The organism is Streptomyces sp. NPDC045899 (genome assembly GCF_056431485.1).
In genome coordinates this window covers 246,212-264,513 of record NZ_JBWKKP010000010.1, presented here as the reverse complement: position 1 = coordinate 264,513, position 18,302 = coordinate 246,212, and the positions used below count along the sequence as shown (strand labels likewise).

11 protein-coding genes are annotated in these 18,302 nt (G+C 73.4%); 4 read left to right on the top strand and 7 right to left on the bottom strand.

The features are described from left to right. The first annotated feature begins 203 nt into the window (after positions 1-203). Positions 204-1,532 (top strand): MFS transporter, encoded by a 1,329-nt coding sequence (locus AC07FT_RS17650; protein WP_479176973.1) that lies wholly within the window; start codon positions 204-206, stop codon positions 1,530-1,532. Next, positions 1,529-2,812: a carboxylesterase family protein gene (locus tag AC07FT_RS17645; RefSeq protein ID WP_479176972.1), complete on the top strand. Its 1,284-nt coding sequence runs from the start codon at positions 1,529-1,531 to the stop codon at positions 2,810-2,812. Before AC07FT_RS17650 ends, AC07FT_RS17645 begins: the two co-directional genes overlap by 4 nt. A gap of 28 nt (positions 2,813-2,840) precedes the next feature. Here AC07FT_RS17645 and AC07FT_RS17640 read toward each other — a convergent pair whose 3' ends face one another. Both AC07FT_RS17640 and AC07FT_RS17635 read right to left on the bottom strand, forming a co-directional pair. Continuing rightward, on the bottom strand, positions 2,841-3,194 hold the full coding sequence (locus AC07FT_RS17640) for a VOC family protein (protein WP_479176971.1): 354 nt from the start codon (positions 3,192-3,194) through the stop codon (positions 2,841-2,843). 1 nt (position 3,195) lies between these two features. After that, complete coding sequence (locus AC07FT_RS17635) at positions 3,196-4,152, bottom strand: LysR family transcriptional regulator (RefSeq protein ID WP_479176970.1); 957 nt, start codon at positions 4,150-4,152, stop codon at positions 3,196-3,198. Positions 4,153-4,327: 175 nt separating this feature from the next. Here AC07FT_RS17635 and AC07FT_RS17630 point away from each other — a divergent pair, with 175 nt between their 5' ends. After that, a complete protein-coding gene (locus tag AC07FT_RS17630; protein WP_479176969.1) occupies positions 4,328-5,095 on the top strand; it encodes a glycine betaine ABC transporter substrate-binding protein in 768 nt (255 codons plus the stop codon). A gap of 83 nt (positions 5,096-5,178) precedes the next feature. After that, positions 5,179-5,661 carry a VOC family protein gene (locus tag AC07FT_RS17625; protein ID WP_479176968.1) on the top strand — a complete coding sequence of 161 codons (483 nt, stop codon included), beginning with the start codon at positions 5,179-5,181 and terminating at the stop codon, positions 5,659-5,661. Between the two features lie 97 nt (positions 5,662-5,758). On the opposite strand, the gene AC07FT_RS17620 is transcribed toward AC07FT_RS17625, so the two are convergent. The 5 genes from AC07FT_RS17620 to AC07FT_RS17600 all read right to left on the bottom strand — a co-directional run bounded on the left by AC07FT_RS17620 (position 5,759) and on the right by AC07FT_RS17600 (position 18,268). Beyond that, positions 5,759-6,316, bottom strand: a complete 558-nt coding sequence (locus AC07FT_RS17620; protein ID WP_479176967.1) for an NADPH-dependent FMN reductase — start codon at positions 6,314-6,316, stop codon at positions 5,759-5,761. Next, the gene (locus tag AC07FT_RS17615) at positions 6,313-7,395 is read right to left on the bottom strand and encodes a MupA/Atu3671 family FMN-dependent luciferase-like monooxygenase (RefSeq protein ID WP_479176966.1); all 1,083 of its coding nucleotides are present in this window, start codon (positions 7,393-7,395) and stop codon (positions 6,313-6,315) included. The genes AC07FT_RS17620 and AC07FT_RS17615 overlap by 4 nt, the downstream gene beginning before the upstream one ends. A gap of 58 nt (positions 7,396-7,453) precedes the next feature. Further along, a complete protein-coding gene (locus AC07FT_RS17610; RefSeq protein ID WP_479176965.1) occupies positions 7,454-8,968 on the bottom strand; it encodes an MFS transporter in 1,515 nt (504 codons plus the stop codon). An 8-nt stretch (positions 8,969-8,976) separates the two neighbouring features. After that, positions 8,977-9,198, bottom strand: a complete 222-nt coding sequence (locus tag AC07FT_RS17605) for an MbtH family protein (protein WP_479176964.1) — start codon at positions 9,196-9,198, stop codon at positions 8,977-8,979. 85 nt (positions 9,199-9,283) lie between these two features. Then, on the bottom strand, positions 9,284-18,268 hold the full coding sequence (locus AC07FT_RS17600) for an amino acid adenylation domain-containing protein (RefSeq protein WP_479176963.1): 8,985 nt from the start codon (positions 18,266-18,268) through the stop codon (positions 9,284-9,286). Positions 18,269-18,302: the final 34 nt, after the last annotated feature.

Sequence of the window (18,302 nt, the reverse complement as noted above, 5' to 3'; positions counted from 1 at the left end):
TGGTCCGCTATACCGGTTTTTGCATGGCGCATACGAGGCGTGGCCTTCCCGGCGGGGCGGGACCTAGCGGCGCTTCTGGCCGCCCGCTATAGCGAAACCGCTATGGCGGCGCCCCGCTTCGGTATTTGTGCGCCATGTGCGGTGCCGTGAGGATCCAGCGATACACACCCCATCGCCCGCCGCCACCAGCGAGAGGTCTCCCCATGAGCACCGCAGCACGGCCCCCCGGGGGCGTGAGCAGAACGGCGATCGCCACCCTCGTCGGCACCACCCTGGAGTGGTACGACTTCTTCCTCTACGGAACCGCCGCCGCTCTCATCTTCAACCAGCAGTTCTTCCCCTCCCTCAGCCCCACCGCCGGTACCCTCGCCTCCTTCGCCACGCTCGCCGTCGGGTTCATCGCCCGGCCACTGGGCGGACTGGTCTTCGGACACTTCGGCGACCGGGTGGGCCGCCGCGCCACCCTCGTCGTCTCGCTGCTCCTGATGGGGCTGGGCTCCACGCTCATCGGCCTGGTCCCCACCTACGACACCATCGGGCTGTGGGCCCCCTTCCTCCTCGTCGTGCTGCGTGTCGTGCAGGGCATCGGGCTCGGCGGTGAGGGGGCGGGCGCCACCCTGATGTCGATGGAGCACGCCCCGGCCGGGCGGCGCAATCTGTACGCGGGCTTCCCGCAGATGGGCACCCCGGCCGGACTGGTCGTCGCCAACCTCGCCTTCCTCGGGACCAACGCCCTCGCGGGGGACGCCGCGTTCACCGCGTGGGCGTGGCGGATCCCGTTCCTGTTCAGCGTCGTGCTGGTGGCGGCCGGGCTGGTGATACGGCTGCGGATCGAGGAGTCCCCCTCCTTCGACCAGGTGCGGGAGCGGGGTGAGGTGGCGCGCTTCCCGCTCGCCGCGGCCCTCCAGGTGGGTGTGGTCCGGCTGGCGCTGACCCTGCTCGCGGTGGTGGCCAACTCCGCCGTCGCCTATGTCTTCATGGTGTTCACGCTGTCCTACGGCACCCAGCACGCGGGCTACGACAAGCAGTTCCTGGTGCTCGGGGTGAGCGGGGCGGCCGTACTGTGGTTCGCCACCATCCCGGTGTGGACCGGCGTCGCCGACCGGCACGGACGGCGCACCATGTTCCTCGCCGGATCGGCCGCCATCCTGGTGTGGTGCGCGGTGTTCTTCCCCCTGCTCGACACCGGGAACAACGCGCTCGCGCTGGTCGCCCTCGCCGGGATGGGCCTGATCATCCCGGTGACGCACTGCGTCCAGGGCGCCATCATCGCGGACACCTTCCCCGCCCGGGTCCGCTACTCCGGTTCGTCCCTGATCCTCCAGGCGGGGGCCGTCCTCGGTGGCGGACTGGCCCCGATGATCTCCACCGCGCTGGTCGGCCCGGACGCCTCCTCGGCCGGTGTCACCTGGTACCTCGTGGCCGTCTGCGCACTGAGCCTGGCCGGTGCGGTGGCACTGTTCCGTACGGTCCCCGAGCCACGGCCGGGTGCCGGAACCGCCCGGCTCCCCGAATTCGCCTCAGAGGCGTGAGCGGCGTCCCCGTTCTGCGCAGCGGTCCGCTCCGCTACGCCACCGCCCGGCGGTTCGGCCTCCCCCGGCCGGTGACCGGGGAGGAGCGGACCCCGCCGCGCGCCCTGATCTGCCCCCAGCTCCCGTCCCGGCTGGACGCGGTGATGGGCCCGCCCCGGGACCGGCTGGTCCAGGACGAGGACTGCCTGCGGCTCACCGTCACCGCGCCCGGATCCGGGCGCGGCGGCGGGAAGCGCCCGGTGCTGGTCTGGTTGCACGGCGGGGGCTTCAGCAGCGGTTCCGGGCTGTGTGCCTGGTACGACGCCGGGGACCTCGCCCGGGAGGGCGGGATGGTGGTCGTGAGCGTCAACTACCGTCTGGGAGCGCTCGGTTATCTGTTCCTGGACGGGGTGTCCGAGGGGAACCTCGGTCTGTGGGACCAGGTGGCGGCGTTGCGGTGGGTCCGGGAGCATATCGCCGGGTACGGCGGTGACCCGGACAATGTCACGGTCGCCGGACAGTCGGCCGGCGCCCTCTCCGCCGTGCTGCTGATGCGGATGCCCGTGGCACGGGGCCTGTTCCACCGTGTGGTGCTGCAGAGCCCGCCACTCGCCATCGCCACCCGGCCCGCGCGGGACGCGGCGGAGACCGGCCGGGTCTTCGCCGACCATCTGCGCCGGCTGGGCACCGCCGATCCCCGCACGGCGCCCGTCGCGGCGCTGCTGGCGGTGCAGGCGCGGCTCGCCGCCGACCACCGGCAGCGCACCGGACGTGTCCTGGAGCCGCCGTTCACCCCGGTGTCCGGGGTGCCGGCGCTGCCGGACACGGCGCCGCCGGACCCGGGTGTGCATGGCACGGATGTGTTCCACGGGTGGAACGCCGATGACATGTCCGCCTTTCCGCCGGGTCGTGGTGAACCCTCCGACGTCGGCGAACGCACCCGGCTCCACTACCGGGAGCCCTTGGGCCGGCTCGCCGCCGAATTGCGCGGGGCGGGCGCCCGCACCCATGCCTACCGGCTCGACTGGCGTCCGTCCGGTACCCCGCTGGGTGCCACGCACTGTCTGGAACTCCCCCTGCTGCTGGGGTCGGAGGCGGCCTGGCGGCACGCGCCGATGCTCGGCTCCACGCCCTGGCGGGAGGTGGCCGCCCTCGGGCGGGCAGTCCGCGCCGCGTGGATCTCCTTCGTCCGGACCGGCGCCCCCGGACCTCTCCCCGCCCCGCTCGCCGACCCCTCCGCCGGGCCATGGCGGCGGCCGGACCGGACGGCGCTGGTGTCCGCCCGGCCCGACCCGTCCTGACGCCACGGCATCCGGCGGCGTACGGCGCTCAGTAGTACTGGACCAGGCAGAACTCATGCTCCTCGGGATCGGTCATCACCACGACCACGCCCTCGTCGTAGTCGTGCCGCTCACCGGTGGACCTGCCACCGAGGGAGATCACCTGGGCGATGCCCCGGTCGATGTCGTCGACCGCGATGTCCAGGTGAAGGCGGACCTTGCCCTGCTTGGGCTCCGTCACGGGCTGGAAGACGAGCCGTGGCTGTGGATCGCCGGGACGGCCGAGGTAGACCCAGCCCGAGCGGGTCGGCCCCGGCGGACGGTCCAGCAGCGCGCTCCAGAACGCCGCCACCCGTGGCACATCGACGCAGTCGATGGTCACTCCGGTCCAGCGGTTCGCCATGTCATCGGCCTTCCTGTGGTGGGGTGGTGCCGTCTGGTGGGGTGGTGCCGTCGACGCTCGCGCGGACATGTGCCGGGATCAGCTCGCACTCCTCCGCGACGAGGTCGAGGAAGGCGCCGGTGACGGAGTCCGGACTGCTGTGGGTGTACGCGGTGAGCGTCCTGCGGATCGGCGGATCCGGTCGGAAGAGCCGGCCCGTGAAGTCACCGGGGACGTTGTTGCCGGGGACGAGGGAGAGTCCCATCCCGGAGGCTGCGAAGTTGGCCGCGAAGGGGGCCTGTTGGGTGCGTACGGCGACGCGCGGCCGGAAACCGGCGGTGGTGCACGCCTGATCGAGCACATCGGCGAGGCCGCTGGTGGGGGTGAAGTGGACCCATTCGCGCTCGGCGAGGTCCGCGAGGCGCACCGAGGTCCCGGAGACCTGCTCGACCAGAGGGTCGTCGGCCGAGGTGACCAGGAAGAACTCCTCCGTGCCGAGGTAGCGGACGGTGCCCTGCCACGCGGGCGGCGGCGGGCCGATGGCGACGTCCGCCTGGCCCGCGCCCATCGCCTCCGCCAGTTCGTTCATGTGCTGGTGCTCGAAGAGGGTGATGCGCATGTCCGGGTGGCGGGAGCGCCACACGGTGAGGACCTTGGGCAGCACCCCGTAGCTGATCGAGTACAGCGTCGCCAGCTGGAGATCGCCGGAGGCGAGGCCGGTGGCGCGGCGGGCCGCCGTCATCGCGCGCCGGGCGTCGGCGATGGCCGCACGCGCCGGGGGCAGCATCGCCCGCCCGGCGGCGGTCAGCCGGAGCCCGCGCGGCAGCCGTTCCACCAGACGTCCGCCGACCTCCTTCTCCAGGGCCTGGAACTGGTGCGACAGTCCGGGCTGGGTGATGTTCAGACCGGTGGCGGCACGGGTGAACGACCCCTCGTCCGCGATCGCGACGAAGTACTCCAGCTGACGCAGCGTAGCCATGCGCTCAGCTTATCGATCCGACAAAATCCTGTCCTTGGACGCATGGGCTGTGGGTGGTGCAGGCTGATGGCACACGAGGACGCCGGGAACGGCGGCCCCCGCCACACTCCCCCTCTTCCCCCTTCTCCGAACAGGAGCCGTCGTGCCCGGACCGTCGCGCCCTCCGTCCCTCACGGTGGGTAACATCGCCCTCTCGTTCCACCGTGCGGCCGCCGCGGTCGTGCGCCGGGTGCTGGAGGACGCCGGGCATGAGGTGCACGGTGTCGAGGCGCCGCACGAACAGCTCTTCGGCCTCCAGGCGGCGGGGGAGATCGATCTGCTGGTCTCGGCCTGGCTGCCCGCCAGCCACGGCACGTATCTGGCCCGGTACGAGGACGATGTCCAGGTGCTGGACCCGCACTACGCGCCCTACTGCGTATGGGCCGTACCCCCGTACGTACCCGTCGAGGCGGTCGCCGAGGTCGCCGACCTGGCACGGCCGGAGGTCGCCGGCCGGATGACCCGGGCCCTCGACGGCATCAACGCCGGGGCGGGTATCAGCCGCTTCTCCGCCCGCATGATCGCGGAGTACGGGCTCGACCGGTCGGGCTACGCGTTCCGGCCCGGCACCGAGCGGTCCTTCATCCACCGGGTGGAACGCGGTATCGCCGAGCGGGAGTGGTTCGTCATCCCGATCTGGCGGCCGCAGTACCTCAACCGCGTGCACGGGCTGCGCCCGCTGGCCGAGCCCAAGGGGCTGCTCGGCGGAACGGACGCGGCGAGTCCGGTCGTCACCAGGACCGCCCTGACCACCATCGCCCCGGCCGCTCTGGAGCGGCTGCGCACCCTGCGCCTCGGCAACGACGGTATCGAGGCGATCGATCAGCTGATCAACATCGACGGGCTCACCCCGCTGGACGCCGCAGACCGGTATCTGCGGGACGCCGAGGACACGGCCCGCTGACCGGCTCATACCCCCTGGCGGGCCACCGGACCCCACGGCCCCGGCCCGCCGTCACCACCACACCGCACCCAGGAGACCGACCCATGTCCACCGACTCGCTCAACCAGGGCCTCGACCACATCGCCCTGCGCGCCTACGACCTCGACGCCACCGTCCGCTTCTACACCGACGCCCTCGGGTTCCGGTTCCTCAGCGAGTGGGCCGCGCCCGAGGCGGGTGTGCACCGCTGTGTGTTCCTGGACGCCGGTGACGACCGGATCATCGAGATCTTCGATGCCGCCTCCACCCCGCCCGGCGGATCGGCCCACCCGCTCTCCCCGGACGCGACCCGCCCGAGCGACGAGGAGCGGGCCCGGCACGCCGCGCTGGTCCACTTCGCGGTGCGCACCGGTGACCCCGCCGAGCTGTTCCGGCGCGCGGTCGAGGCCGGGGCCAGGCCGCTGATGGCACCGGCCGAGGTCGAGGCCAAGGGCAGCGCCCCGATGACCCTTCAGGTCGCCTTCGTCCACGGCCCGGACGGTGAGGTCATCGAGTTCATCAAGCGGCCCGCGCTGCGCGACGCGTAGCGGGGGCGGCGCCACGCGATACGAGCGGGGACCGGGAACACCGACGAGGTGTTCCCGGTCCCCGCGCGCCGTAGCGGCGGCCGCCTCGGGGCCGCGGTCACACCAGTGACGCGGGGGCCTCGCGGAACGCCCGGATCAGCGGCGGCAGTTCGGCGAGCCCCGCGTCGATCCGGCCGCGCAGCGCCTCGGCCGCCTCGGGGCGGGCCAGCTCGGACCGCTCGGCCACGATCTGGGTGGGCGCGGACCATCCGCCCAGCGCACGGACCACCGATCGCAGGTGGTCACAGGCGGTGGCGCCGTTGTAGAGACTGGCCGCCGCGGAGGCGAGCAGCACCGGTTTGCCGCGCAGCGCGGTGGACGGCAGGTGGTCCAGCGCGTTCTTCAGGGCGCCCGACAGACTGCCGTGCTGCACCGGTGTGGTGAGGACGACCGCGTCGGCCTCCGCCACCTCCTTCAGCAGCCGGCGGACGTCGAGGTCCTCGAAGAGCTCACCGGAGACATAGCGCTCGGGCGCCAGCACGGGCAGCGCGAGCAGGGTGCGGTCCAGTTCCCGGGTGTCGAACCCGACGCCCTCCGCACGGTCGCGGATGAGCGCGGTCAGCCGGTGGCAGCCGGAGACGGCCGCGGTGGTGCCGGAGATGAGACACAGTTTCATCGGGCGCTCCGGACGTCGTCGCCGCCGCGCTGCCGGTCCCAGGCGGCGCGCAGCTCGCCGAGGTGGTCCAGTCCGGCCAGTACCTGTCCGGGTGCGACACCGAAGTCGATCAGACAGGCGATCTCGTCCACGCCGATGGCCTCCAGCCGCGCCAGCAGCGGAAGGGTGTCTTCCACGGTGCCGAAGAGACCGCCGGTGGTGAAGTAGCGGTCGAACGAGCGCTGGACGAGGAACTCCGTGTCCTCGGGGTCGAGGTCTTCGGGATCGACACCCGGCAGGATGTCCCCGGCCGCCTTCATGATCAGGCCGAGGGAGCTGCGGATGTACTCGGAGAACGGCTCGCGGACGGTCTCGCGGACCGCGTCCTTGTCGGTGCCGAGGAAGGTGTGCAGCATCAGCGCCACCTTGCCCGCCGCGGGATTGCGGGCGCCCTCGTCCGCGGGCAGATGCGCCCGGTACTCGGCGATCTTCTTCTCCAGGTCGGGCAGTTCCTGGCCGAGCAGATGCGTCAGCAGTCCGTAGCCGCGGCGCCCGGCCTCCTGGAAGGTCTGCGGGCTTCCGGCGCTGGTCACCCAGACCGGCAGCCGGGGCTGGACGGGCCGGGGGAAGGTGCGCACCTCGGCCGGTTCCCCCTCGCCGTCGGGCCGGGTTATGGACTCCCCCTGCCACAGGCGCTCGACGGTCCCGATGGTGTCGGTGAGGACGTTGCGGCGGTCGGCGTAGTTCTCCGGGCGGAGGATGAAGTCCCTGGCGTGCCAGCCGGAGGCGAACGAGAGCCCGACCCGGCCTCCGGAGAGGTTGTCCACGACCGACCAGTCCTCGGCCAGGCGCACCGGGTGGTGCAGCGGGCCGACGACGCTGCCCGCCCGGATGCCGATCCGTGTCGTGACGGCGGCCACGGCGGCGCCGGTCACCGCCGGGTTGGGATAGGGGCCGCCGAACTCGTGGAAGTGGCGTTCGGGCGTCCAGACGGCACTGAAGCCGTGCCGGTCGGCGAAGCGCGCGCCGTCCAGCAGGAGCTGGTAGCCGTCGGCACCGGCCTCCTGGCCGGCCGCGAAGTAGAAGAGGCTGAAGTCCATCGGATGCTTCTCCCTGAAGTACTGAGGCGTTCCGGGTGGGGCGGGGTGTGGCGACGGGTCAGCCGCCGGCCGCCTCGGACGTCGCCTCCGGGCCGGGCAGCGGGGCCGCCGTCTCCTCCGCGGGCCGTGCGGCCGGCCGCACACGGACGGCGAGGGTGGCGGCGGCACCGGCCAGCATGATGGCGACGGGCAGCAGATAGGTGATGCGGATGGCGGTGGTCATATCGGTGCGGTCCAGCTGGGTCTGCAGCAGCGCACCGACGGCCGCGCTGCCGAGCAGACTGCCGCACAGCCGGGTGGTGTTGAACAGTCCGGACGCCGCCCCGGCCATCGCGGGGTCGATGTCCTGGAAGGCGACGACGCTGGCGGGGGCGAAGGCCACGCCCATGCCGACGCCGACGAACACCAGCCCGGGGAGCGCGGCGGCGGGCCCGGAGTCGGCCCGGATCAGGGCGGCGATGAGCGCGATGCCCCCGGAGAACGAGAGCAGCCCGGTGATCATCACGTACTTGCCGCCGAACCGGTCGGTGAGCCGTCCGGAGTACGGCGCCAGGAACACCGACACCAGGGGGGCGACGGCGATCACCAGTCCGGCGCGGAACGCGGACAGGTCCTGGACCTCCTGGAGATAGAGCCCCGTCAGCAGCAGCATGCCGCCGAGCCCGCAGGGCAGGACGCACACCACCGCGGACATCAGGGTGAAGTTGCGGTTGCGCAGCATCGCGAAGGGCACCAGCGGATCGCTGTCCTGGCGGCCACGCTCGACCAGGAAGAACACCCCGAGCACCAGCAGTCCGGCGACGACCAGGGCCGGAACGGTGACCGGGCCCCACACCGTGCCCCAGTGGTGCGACTCGCCCTCCAGCAGCCCGTAGACGATCGCGAGCATGGCGACCGACAGCAGGACCGATCCCACGATGTCGATCCGCGGTCTGCTGCGGCTGGGCAGGCGGGGGACCGAGAGCAGCACCAGGGCACCGCCGATCAGGCCGATCGGGATGTTGATGTAGAAGATCCAGCGCCAGCTCAGCGAGGCCACCAGCATGCCGCCGACGGTGGGTCCTGCGGCGGCCACGATGCCCGCGAAGGAGCCCCAGATACCGAGCGCCGCGCCGCGCCGCTCGGCCGGGAACATCTGATTGATGATCACCAGCGTCTGCGGGGTGAGCAGGGCGCCGCCGATGCCCTGGAGCGCGCGGGCGGCGATGGCCTGTCCGGGGTCCTGGGCGAAGCCGCAGGCGGCGGAGGCCAGGGTGAACAGCAGCAGACCGGCCAGGAACACCCGGCGGGAGCCGAACAGGTCGCCGAGGCGCCCGCCGGTGACCAACAGCACGGCGAAGGACAGCAGATACGCGTTGATCACCCACAGCACCTGGGTGAGCCCGGTGTCCAGCCCGGTGGTGATGGCGGGCACCGCGACATTGACCGCGGTGGTGTCGAGCAGTACGACGGCCTGCGCGAAGCAGACCGCGAACAGCGCGAACCACGGCCTGCGCATCCGCTCCCGCGCCGTGGCGAGCGGCCCGGCGGGCGCGGCGGAGCGGGTGTCCGTCCGCTCCTGGCTGTTGGTCATGGGGACTCCTAGGAGCGTGCGGTGTCGGTGGCGCGGACCAGGCTGAGCGGTCGCATATCGGTCCAGTGGGTCTCGATGTGGTCGAGGGCATCCTGACGGCTGGCGGGCCCGAAGGCGGTGTGCCACCCCGCGGGTGCCTCGAGGGTGTGGGGCCACAGGGAGTACTGGCCCTCGTCGTTCACCAGGGCGAGGAAGCCGGTTTCCGGGTCCTCGAAAGGATTGGTCTGCATGGCCGTCCTTCGTATGGGTGCGTAGGGAGTGGCTGCGGGTGGGTGCCGGGGCCCGCGTGAGGGCGGGCCCCGGGCGGTGCGGAGCTCAGCTGTCGGTCAGCGCCTTGGCCAGAACCGGTCCGATCACGGCGAGCGCGTCCGGCTGGACCATGGCGCCGTGCGCGCAGGGCACCGGGTGGTGCAGGACGCGGCCGGTGACATGGGCCGTCCAGGCCGTGTGGCGCGGTGTGTCACCGTCCGCCGGATCGCGGTCGGCCGCGGTGAAGCAGAGCAGGTCCCCCTGGTGGACGCCGGGGGTGAACCCGGCGGCCAGGCGGGCGTTGTCGGTGAAGGTGGTGACGACGGCGGCGAGCCGGTCCTCGCCGAGGGCGGCCAGCGGGCTGAAGTCGGCCCGCAGCAGCCGCAGGACGCCCGCCGGGGTGAGTTCGGCCGGGTCGGCGGCATCGTCGGGGACTCGGTGGCCCAGCGATTCCAGCAGCTGGGTCAGGGTCTCGGGGCCGGAGGGCACGGTGCCGCCGGTCCCGTCGCCGACGGCGCTGTCGAGCAGCGCGAGCAGCGCCACCCGCTCCCCCGCCCCGCGCAGCAGGACGGCCATCTCATGGGCCACGGCGCCACCGAAGGACCAGCCCAGCAGGTGGTAGGGGCCGTGCGGCTGGATCTCGCGGATCCGGGCCACGTAGTCCTCGGCCATCTCCGCCACATCGGCGGGCGCGGCCTCCGGATCCGTCAGCCCGCGGGCCTGGAGTCCGAACACCGGCCGCCCGGGCTCCACGTGGCGCAGCAGCCCGGAGTACACCCAGCTGATGCCCGCGGCGGGGTGGACGCAGAACAGCGGCGGGAGGTCTCCCTGCGCCCGCAGCGGCAGCACCACGTCGAAGTCGTCGCGCGCGGCGCCCCCGGTGGACCGGTCCCCGAGGCGGCCGGCCAGTCCGGCGACCGTGGGGGTCTCGAACAGGCCGCGGATGCCCAGTTCGGTGCCGAGCACCGACCGGATGCGGCTGATCAGCCGGGTGGCGAGCAGGGAGTGGCCGCCCAGGGAGAAGAAGTTGTCGTCGATACCGACCCGGGGCAGCCCCAGCACCTCGGCGAACAGCTCGCACAGCAGCTCTTCGTGGACGGTGCGCGGACCGCGTTCGGACACCTGGACGTCCAGGGTGGGTTCGGGCAGCGCATTGCGGTCCAGCTTGCCGCTGGGGGTGAGCGGCAGTTCGTCCAGGACGACCACGGCCGCGGGCACCATGTGCTCGGGGAGCGCCCCGGCCAGGAACGAACGGACCTCGGCGGCGGCCAGGGTGGCCCCGTCGCCGGGGACGGCGTAGCCGACCAGGAACCGGCTTCCGTCGTCGGCGGTGCGGGCCACGGTCACGGCGGAGTCGACGGCCGGGTGTTTGGCCAGTGCCGCGTCGATCTCGCCGAGTTCGACGCGGAAGCCGCGGATCTTCACCTGGTGGTCGACCCGGCCCAGGAACTCCAGCTGGCCGTCGTCCCGCCAGCGCGCCAGGTCACCGGTGCGGTACATCCGCGCACCGGGCGGACCGTAGGGGCAGGCCACGAACCGCTCCGCGGTCAGCACCGCCCGGCCCCAGTAGCCGCGGGCCAGTCCGTCGCCCGCGATGTACAGCTCACCGGCCACCCCGGGCGGCACCGGCCGCAGCCCTCCGTCCAGTACGTACACCCGCGCGTTCCACACCGGTCGTCCGATGGGCGGTGCGGTGCCGTCGGGGGTGAGCGGACTGCTCATCGTCGTCACCACGGTGGCCTCGGTGGGGCCGTAGACCTGCATGACACGACGGCCCGGCGCCCAGCGCTCCACCAGTTCGGCGGAGAGCGCCTCACCGCCCACCACACAGCCGCGGAGGGTGGGCAGCGCGCCCTCGGGCAGCGAGGCGAGCATGGGCGCCACCAGGTCGGTGTGGGTGATGGCGCGGGTGCTGATGAGTTCGCCGAGTCCGTCGCCGAACACCGGCTGTCCCGGCTCGGGAACGACCAGGGCCGCGCCGCAGATCAGCGTCATGACGATATCGGCCATCGACACGTCGAAGGAGAGGGAGACCAGCAGCAGGAAGCGGCTGGTCTCGTCCAGGCCGAGGCGCTCGATGTGCACCCCGGCGACCGCGGCGATCCCGGTGTGGGTGACGACCACGCCCTTGGGCAGGCCGGTGGAGCCGGAGGTGTAGATGACGTACGCGGGGTGGGCGGGGCTCAGCGGGGCCCGCCGCTCGGCGTCGGCCGGGTCGTGGACGGGCCGCCCGGCCAGGGCGTCCGTGGTCGCCGGATCGTCCAGGACGAGGGTGGGGACGTCGCCGGGGACGGTACCGGCCACGGCGGTGGTGGTCAGGGCCAGCACCGGCCGGCCGTCGTGGACCATGTGGCCGATGCGCTCGGCCGGGTAGGCGGGGTCCACCGGCAGATACGCCGCACCGGCCTTCACGGTGGCCAGGAGGGCCACGACCATCTCCACCGAGCGGGGCACGACCAGGGCGACGAAGTCCTCGGGACCGACGCCATGGGAGATGAGGTGGTGGGCGAGCCGGTTGGCCCGCTCGTTCAGCTCCCGGTAACTGACGGTCTCTTCGGCGAAGACCACGGCGTCATGACCGGGGGTCCGCCGCACCTGCTCCTCGAACAGCCGGGGCAGGGTACGGACCGGCAGCTCGTGCGCGGTGTCGTTCCAGGTGTGCAGGATCCGTGTCCGCTCCTCGTCGGGGAGCAGGGCGATCCGGCTGAGGGGCCGCGTGGGGTCGTCGGCGACGGCTCGCAGCACCCGCAGCAGATAGCCCGCGAGACGGCGGGCCGTGCTCTCCTCGAAGAGTTCGGCGCTGTACTCCAGCACACCGCTGATGCCGTCGGGGGTGCCGTCGGCGGCGCGCCGCTCGGTGAGGTCCACCGCGAGGTCGAACCGCGCGGTGCCCAGGTGCGGGATCTCGACGGCGCCGTCCAGACCGGGCAGGTCGAGCTCCGGGCGCAGACTGTCCTGGAAGGCCAGCAGCACCTGGAACAGGGGGTGCCGGGCGAGCGAACGGGCCGGGTTGAGCACCTCCACCAGCCGCTCGAACGGCAGGTCGGGGTGGCCGAAGGCGGCCAGGTCGCCTTCCCGCACCCGGGCGAGGAGCTCGGCGAAGGTGGGGTCCCCCGAGGTGTCGGTGCGCAGCACCAGGGTGTTGGCGAAGAAGCCGACCAGGCCGTCGAGGGCGGCGTCGGTGCGGGCGCCCACGGGACTGCCGAGCGGGATGTCCTCGCCCGCGCCGAGCCGGGTGAGCACGGTGGCCAGGGCGGCCTGGAGCGCCATGAAGACGGTGGCGCCCTCGGCGCGGGCCATCTCACCGAGCCGCCGGTGCAGGGCGGGTTCGATGTCCACCGGCACGGTGCCGCCGCGGTATCCGGCGATGGCGGGCCGGGGCCGGTCGGTGGGCAGGTTGAGCTGGTCGGGCAGACCGTCCAGGGCGGACCGCCAGAAGGCGAGCTGACGTGCGAGCCCGCTGTCGGGGTCGGTCTCGGTGCCGAGGGTGCGGCGCTGCCAGAGCGCGTAGTCGGCGTAGGTGACGGGCAGCGGCTCCCAGCGGGGGGCCGTACCGGTGGTCCGGGCGGCGTAGGCGTGGGACAGGTCGCGGGTGAGCGGGGTGGTGGAGGGCCCGTCGGCCGCGATGTGGTGCAGCACCAGCAGCAGGACGTGTTCCTCCGGCGCGAGCTCCAGGAGGTGGGCGCGCACCGGGAGTTCACGGGTCAGGTCGAAACCGCGCCGGGACAGTTCGCGGACCGTGTCGTCGACGGCGGAGCGCTCGCACCGGCGGTGCTCCAGGGGCGGTTCGGCCGCGGCACCGTCCAGGACCCGCTGCCGGGGCTCCCCCGCCACCTCCGGGAAGACCGAACGCAGTGACTCCTGATGTGCGGCCAGATCGGTCAGGGCCGCGGTGAGGGCGGCCCGGTCCAGCGGTCCGTCGAGCCGGAGCACCAGCGGGATGTTGTAGAGGGCCCCGTCGTCCTCGAAGCGGTTGAGGAACCACAGGCGCTGCTGCTGGAACGAGAGCGGCACCGCGGCGGGGCGGTCCGCCGTCCGCGCCAGGGGTTCGCGCTCACCGCGCTCACCGTCGAGGTGCTGGGCGAGGGCGGCGGGGGTGGTGGACTCGAAGAGGTGGCGGACCTTCAGCTCCCGCCCCAGGAGGGAACGGGCGCGGGTGATCAGCCGGATGGCGAGCAGGGAGTGGCCGCCGAGGGCGAAGAAGTCGTCCTCCGGGCCGACCGCGGGCAGGTCCAGGATGTCGGCGAAGAGCTCGCACAGCAGTGCTTCGCGGGGGTTGCGGGCGGCCCGGCTCCGGGCCCCGCCCTCGGCCGTGGCGGCGGGGGCGGGGAGCGCGGCACGGTCCAGCTTGCCGTTGGGCGTGAGCGGCAGCGCGTCCAGGACGACGATCGCGCCGGGGACCATATACGCGGGCAGCCGCCGGGCGGCGGCCGTGCGCAGCGCCTCCGGGGCGAGGGGGCCCGCACCGGGCGCGGGCACCGCGTAGCCGGTCAGCCGGGGATCGCCGGGGGTGTCCTCACGGACGACCACGGCGGCCGTGGCCACCTCGGGCAGATCGGCGAGAACGGCCTCGATCTCGCCGAGTTCGATACGGAAGCCGCGGATCTTCACCTGGTGGTCGACCCGGCCCAGGAACTCCAGCCGGCCGTCGTCCCGCCAGCGCGCCAGGTCACCGGTGCGGTACATCCGCGCACCGGGCGGACCGTAGGGGCAGGCCACGAACCGCTCCGCGGTGAGTGTGGGGCGGCCTCGGTAGCCGCGGGCCAGGCCGTCGCCCGCGATGTACAGCTCACCGGCCACCCCGGGGGCCACCGGCCGCAGCGCGGTGTCCAGCACGTACACCTGGGTGTTGCGCATCGGCCGGCCGATGGTGGGTGCGCCGTCCTCGCCGTCGAGCCCTGCCACCGTGGACCAGATGGTGGTCTCGGTGGGCCCGTAGAGGTTGGTGACGCTTCGGCAGTGGCGGCGCAGCCGCGCGGCGAGGGCCTCGGGGAGGGCCTCCCCGCCGGTCAGGGCGCGCAGCCCGGCCAGGGCCCGGGGGCGATGGCCGACCAGGGTCTGCCACAGCGAGGGCGTGGCCTGCATGAGGGTGGTGCCGGTGTCCTCCAGCAGGGCGCCGAGCGCTCCCGGGTCGCGGACGGTGTCCTCGTCGGCGAGGACCACGGCGGCCCCGCCGAGCAGCGGCAGGTACATCTCCAGCGCCGCGATGTCGAAGGCGATGGTGGTGACGGCGGTCAGCCGGTCACCGGGCCCGGGGTCGAACCGCTCCCCCATGGCGGCCAGGAAGTTCTCCAGGGCGCCGCGCGGTACGACCACGCCCTTGGGGCGGCCGGTGGAGCCGGAGGTGTAGATGACGTAGGCGGGCCGGCCGGCCGGGAGGTGCGCGGTGTCCGGGTCGGTGTCCGGGTGTCCGGCGAGGACGTCCGCGGTGGCGGGCAGGTCGAGCAGGAGCCGGGGCACGGACTCCTCGCCGGGGAGCGCGGCCGTGGTGGCGGTGGTCGCCAGCGCCAGCGCGGGGCGGGCGTCGTCGAGCATGTAGGCCACACGGTCGGCGGGGTAGCCGGGGTCCAGCGGCAGGTACGCGGCCCCGGACTTCAGCACCGCCAGCAGCGCGACCAGCAGGTCGGGGGTGCGGGGCAGGGCGATCGCCACGAAGTCCTCGGTGCCGACGCCCCGGGAGACGAGGTGGTGGGCGAGCCGGTTGGCGCGGGCGTTGAGCGTGGCGTAGTCGAGGGTGTCCCCGCCCGCGAGGAGCGCGGGCGCGGCGGGGTTCCGGGCGGCGAGGGTCTGGAAGCGCTCGACGAACCCGTGGGCGGGCGGGGTGTGGGCGGTGTCGTTCCAGCCGCGCAGGACCCGCTCCCGCTCATCGTCGCCGAGGACGGCGAGCCGGGTCAGGGGGCGTCCGGGGTCGGCCGCGGCGTCGGTGAGCAGCCGGGCCAGCCGTTCGGTCAGCAGCTCGGCGGTGGTCCGCTCGAACAGCTCGGTGCTGTACTCGAGGACACCGCCGATCCCGGCCGGGCTGCCGTCGGCGCCGTACTCCTCCTCGAGGTAGAACGACAGGTCGAACTTGGCCACGGGCAGCGCCACCGGCTCGGCGGCCGCGGTCACCCCGGGCAGCCGTAGCCGGGGGCTCGGGCCGCCCTGGAGGGCCAGCAGCACCTGGAACAGGGGGTGCCGGGCCATCGAACGGGCCGGGTTGAGCGCCTCGACCAGCCGCTCGAAGGGCACGTTCTGGTGGGCGTAGGCGGCTACGTCCCGCTCCCGCACCCGGGCGAGCAGTTCACCGAAGGCCGGGTCGCCCGAGGTGTCGGTGCGCAGCACCAGGGTGTTGATGAAGAGTCCGGCCAGGCCCTCGGCCGCCTCGTCCTCGCGTCCGGCCACCGGGGCGCCGAGCGGGATGTCCTCGCCCGCGCCGAGCCGGGTCAGCAGGGCGGCGAGGCCGGCCTGGAGGACCATGAACAGGGTGCAGTGGTGGCGCTGGGCCAGGGTGCGCAGAGCCTGGTGCAAGGTGGCGTCGAAGCGGACCGGGAGGCTGTGGCCGCGGTAGCCCAGACGGGCGGGCCGGGGGTGGTCGGTGGCCAGGCCGAGCTGGTCGGGCAGTCCGGCCAGGGCCTCCTTCCAGAAGGCGAGTTCGCGCGACTGGAGACTGTCCGGATCGTCCTCGGCGCCCAGCAGCTCCCGCTGCCACAGCGCGTAGTCGGCGTACTGCACGGGCAGCGGGGCCCAGTCGGGGGCGGCTCCGGCGGTCCGGGCGCGGTAGGCGCGGGCCAGGTCGTCCAGCAGGGGCTGGTGCGACCAGCCGTCGTCGGCGATGTGGTGCAGCGTCAGCAGCAGGACGTGCTCGTGCTCGTCCAGCCGGAACAGCCGTGCCCGCAGCGGCGGTTCGGCGGCCAGGTCGAAACCGCGTCCGGCCTCGTCGGTCAGCGCCCGGGACAGCTCGGCCGCGGGGACACCGGTGACCGGCAGCTCGGGCGCGTGGCCGGACAGGACGCTCTGGTGGGGTTCCCCGTCGGCGGAGGGGAAGACGGTGCGCAGCGCCTCATGGCGGTCGCAGACATCGGCGAGTGCCCGTCGCAGGGCGTCGGTGTCCAGCGGTCCGGTGAGCCGCTGGGCCAGCGGGATGTGGTACGTGGCGGGCGGGATGTCGTCCATGCGGCTGAGGAACCACAGCCGCCGCTGCCCGTAGGACAGCGGGACGCGCTCCGGCCGCACCGCCGGGAGCAGCGGCGGACGGACCTCCTCGGTCCGGTCCGGGTCCTCCAGGCGCCGGGCCAGCGCCTCGGGGGTGGGGGCCTCGAACAGACCGCGGGCGCCGAGCACGGCGCCGGTCGCGGTCCGGATCCGCCCCACCAGCCGGGTGGCGAGCAGGGAGTGGCCGCCCAGGGCGAAGAAGTCCTCGTCGGCGCCGACCTCGTCGAGCCCCAGCACCTCGGCGAACAGCTCGCACAGCAGCGCTTCGCGGGGGCTTGCGGCCTTCCGGCCCACGGCCTCGGGGGCGCGGGCGCCGGACGGCGCGGGCAGGGCGGCCCGGTCCAGCTTGCCGTTGGGGGTGAGCGGGAAGGTGTCGAGGACGACGACGGCGGAGGGCACCATGTACTCGGGCAGCAGCCCGGCCAGCCGGGCGCGGACGGCGACGGGGTCGGCCGGTTCCCCGGGCTCGGGCACCAGGTAGCCGACGAGCCTGCGGTCGCCGGGGCGGTCCTCGCGGATGATCACGGTGGACTGGGCGATCCCCGGCAGGGTGGCGAACGCCGCCTCGATCTCACCGAGTTCGATGCGTACGCCGCGGATCTTGACCTGGTGGTCCACCCGTCCGACGTACTCGATCGCACCGCTCTCGCGACGCCTGGCCAGGTCCCCGGTGCGGTACATCCGGGAGCCGGGCGGACCGCCGGGGTCGGCCACGAAGCGCTCGGAGGTGAGGGCGGGGCGGCCCAGGTAGCCGCGGGCCAGCTGGACGCCCGCGAGGTACAGCTCACCGGTCTCGCCGGGGGCCACTTCCCCGAGGTCCGGGCCGAGGACATGGACCCGGGTGTTCCACACCGGGTACCCGATGGGCACGGTGTGCGCGCCGGGTTCGGCGACGCACTCCCAGTAGGTGACGTCCACGGACGCCTCGGTGGGTCCGTACAGGTTGTGCAGCGAGGCGGTGGCGCCCAGGGTGGTGCGGAACCGCTCGGCCAGGTCGGCCGGGAGCGCCTCACCGCTGCAGATGACATTGCGCAGGGACGGGCAGCGCGCGGCGGCCGGTTCCTCCAGGAACAGCTGGAGCATGGAGGGAACGAAGTGGATGGTGGTGATCCGCTCGCGGCGGATCACCTCGGCGAGGTACCCCGGGTCGCGGTGCCCCTCGGGCCGGGCCATCACCAGTGCGGCACCGAAGGACAGCGGCCAGAAGAACTCCCAGACGGAGACGTCGAATCCGGAGGGCGTCTTCTGCAGGACGCGGTCCTCGGCGTCCAGGCGGTACTCCGCCTGCATCCACTGGAGGCGGTTGACGATCCCCTCATGGGGCACGACCACGCCCTTGGGCCGGCCGGTGGAGCCGGAGGTGTAGATGACGTACGCCGCGTCATGGCCGGTCAGCGGACGGGCGGGCACGACGGGGCCACCGGTGGAGGCGGCGAGGCGCTCCCGGGTCTCCGGGGCGTCGAGCACCACGGTCTCCAGCCCCTCGGGGCGGGCCCCGGACGGCAGCACGGCCTCGGCCGCGGTGTGGCTGAGGACGAGCGCGGGCGCGGAGTCCCGCAGCAGATAGGTGATGCGGTCGGCCGGGTAGTCGGGGTCGACGGGGAGGTAGGCGGCACCGGCCCGGACCACCGCCATCAACGCGGTGATCAGCTCGATCGAGCGGGGCACGGTGATCGCGACGACGGTCTCCGGGCCGACGCCGTGGTCGATGAGCAGCCGGGCCAGCCGGTCCACCCGCTCGTCGAGCTCGGCGTAGCTGAGACGGTGGTCCTCGTGGATCAGTGCGACCCGGTCCGGTGTGCGTGCCACCTGCGCGGCGAACAGCTCCGGCAGGGTCCTGTCCGTGCCGGGCAGCGGCACGGCAGTGTCATTCCAATTCACCTCAATGCCCTTC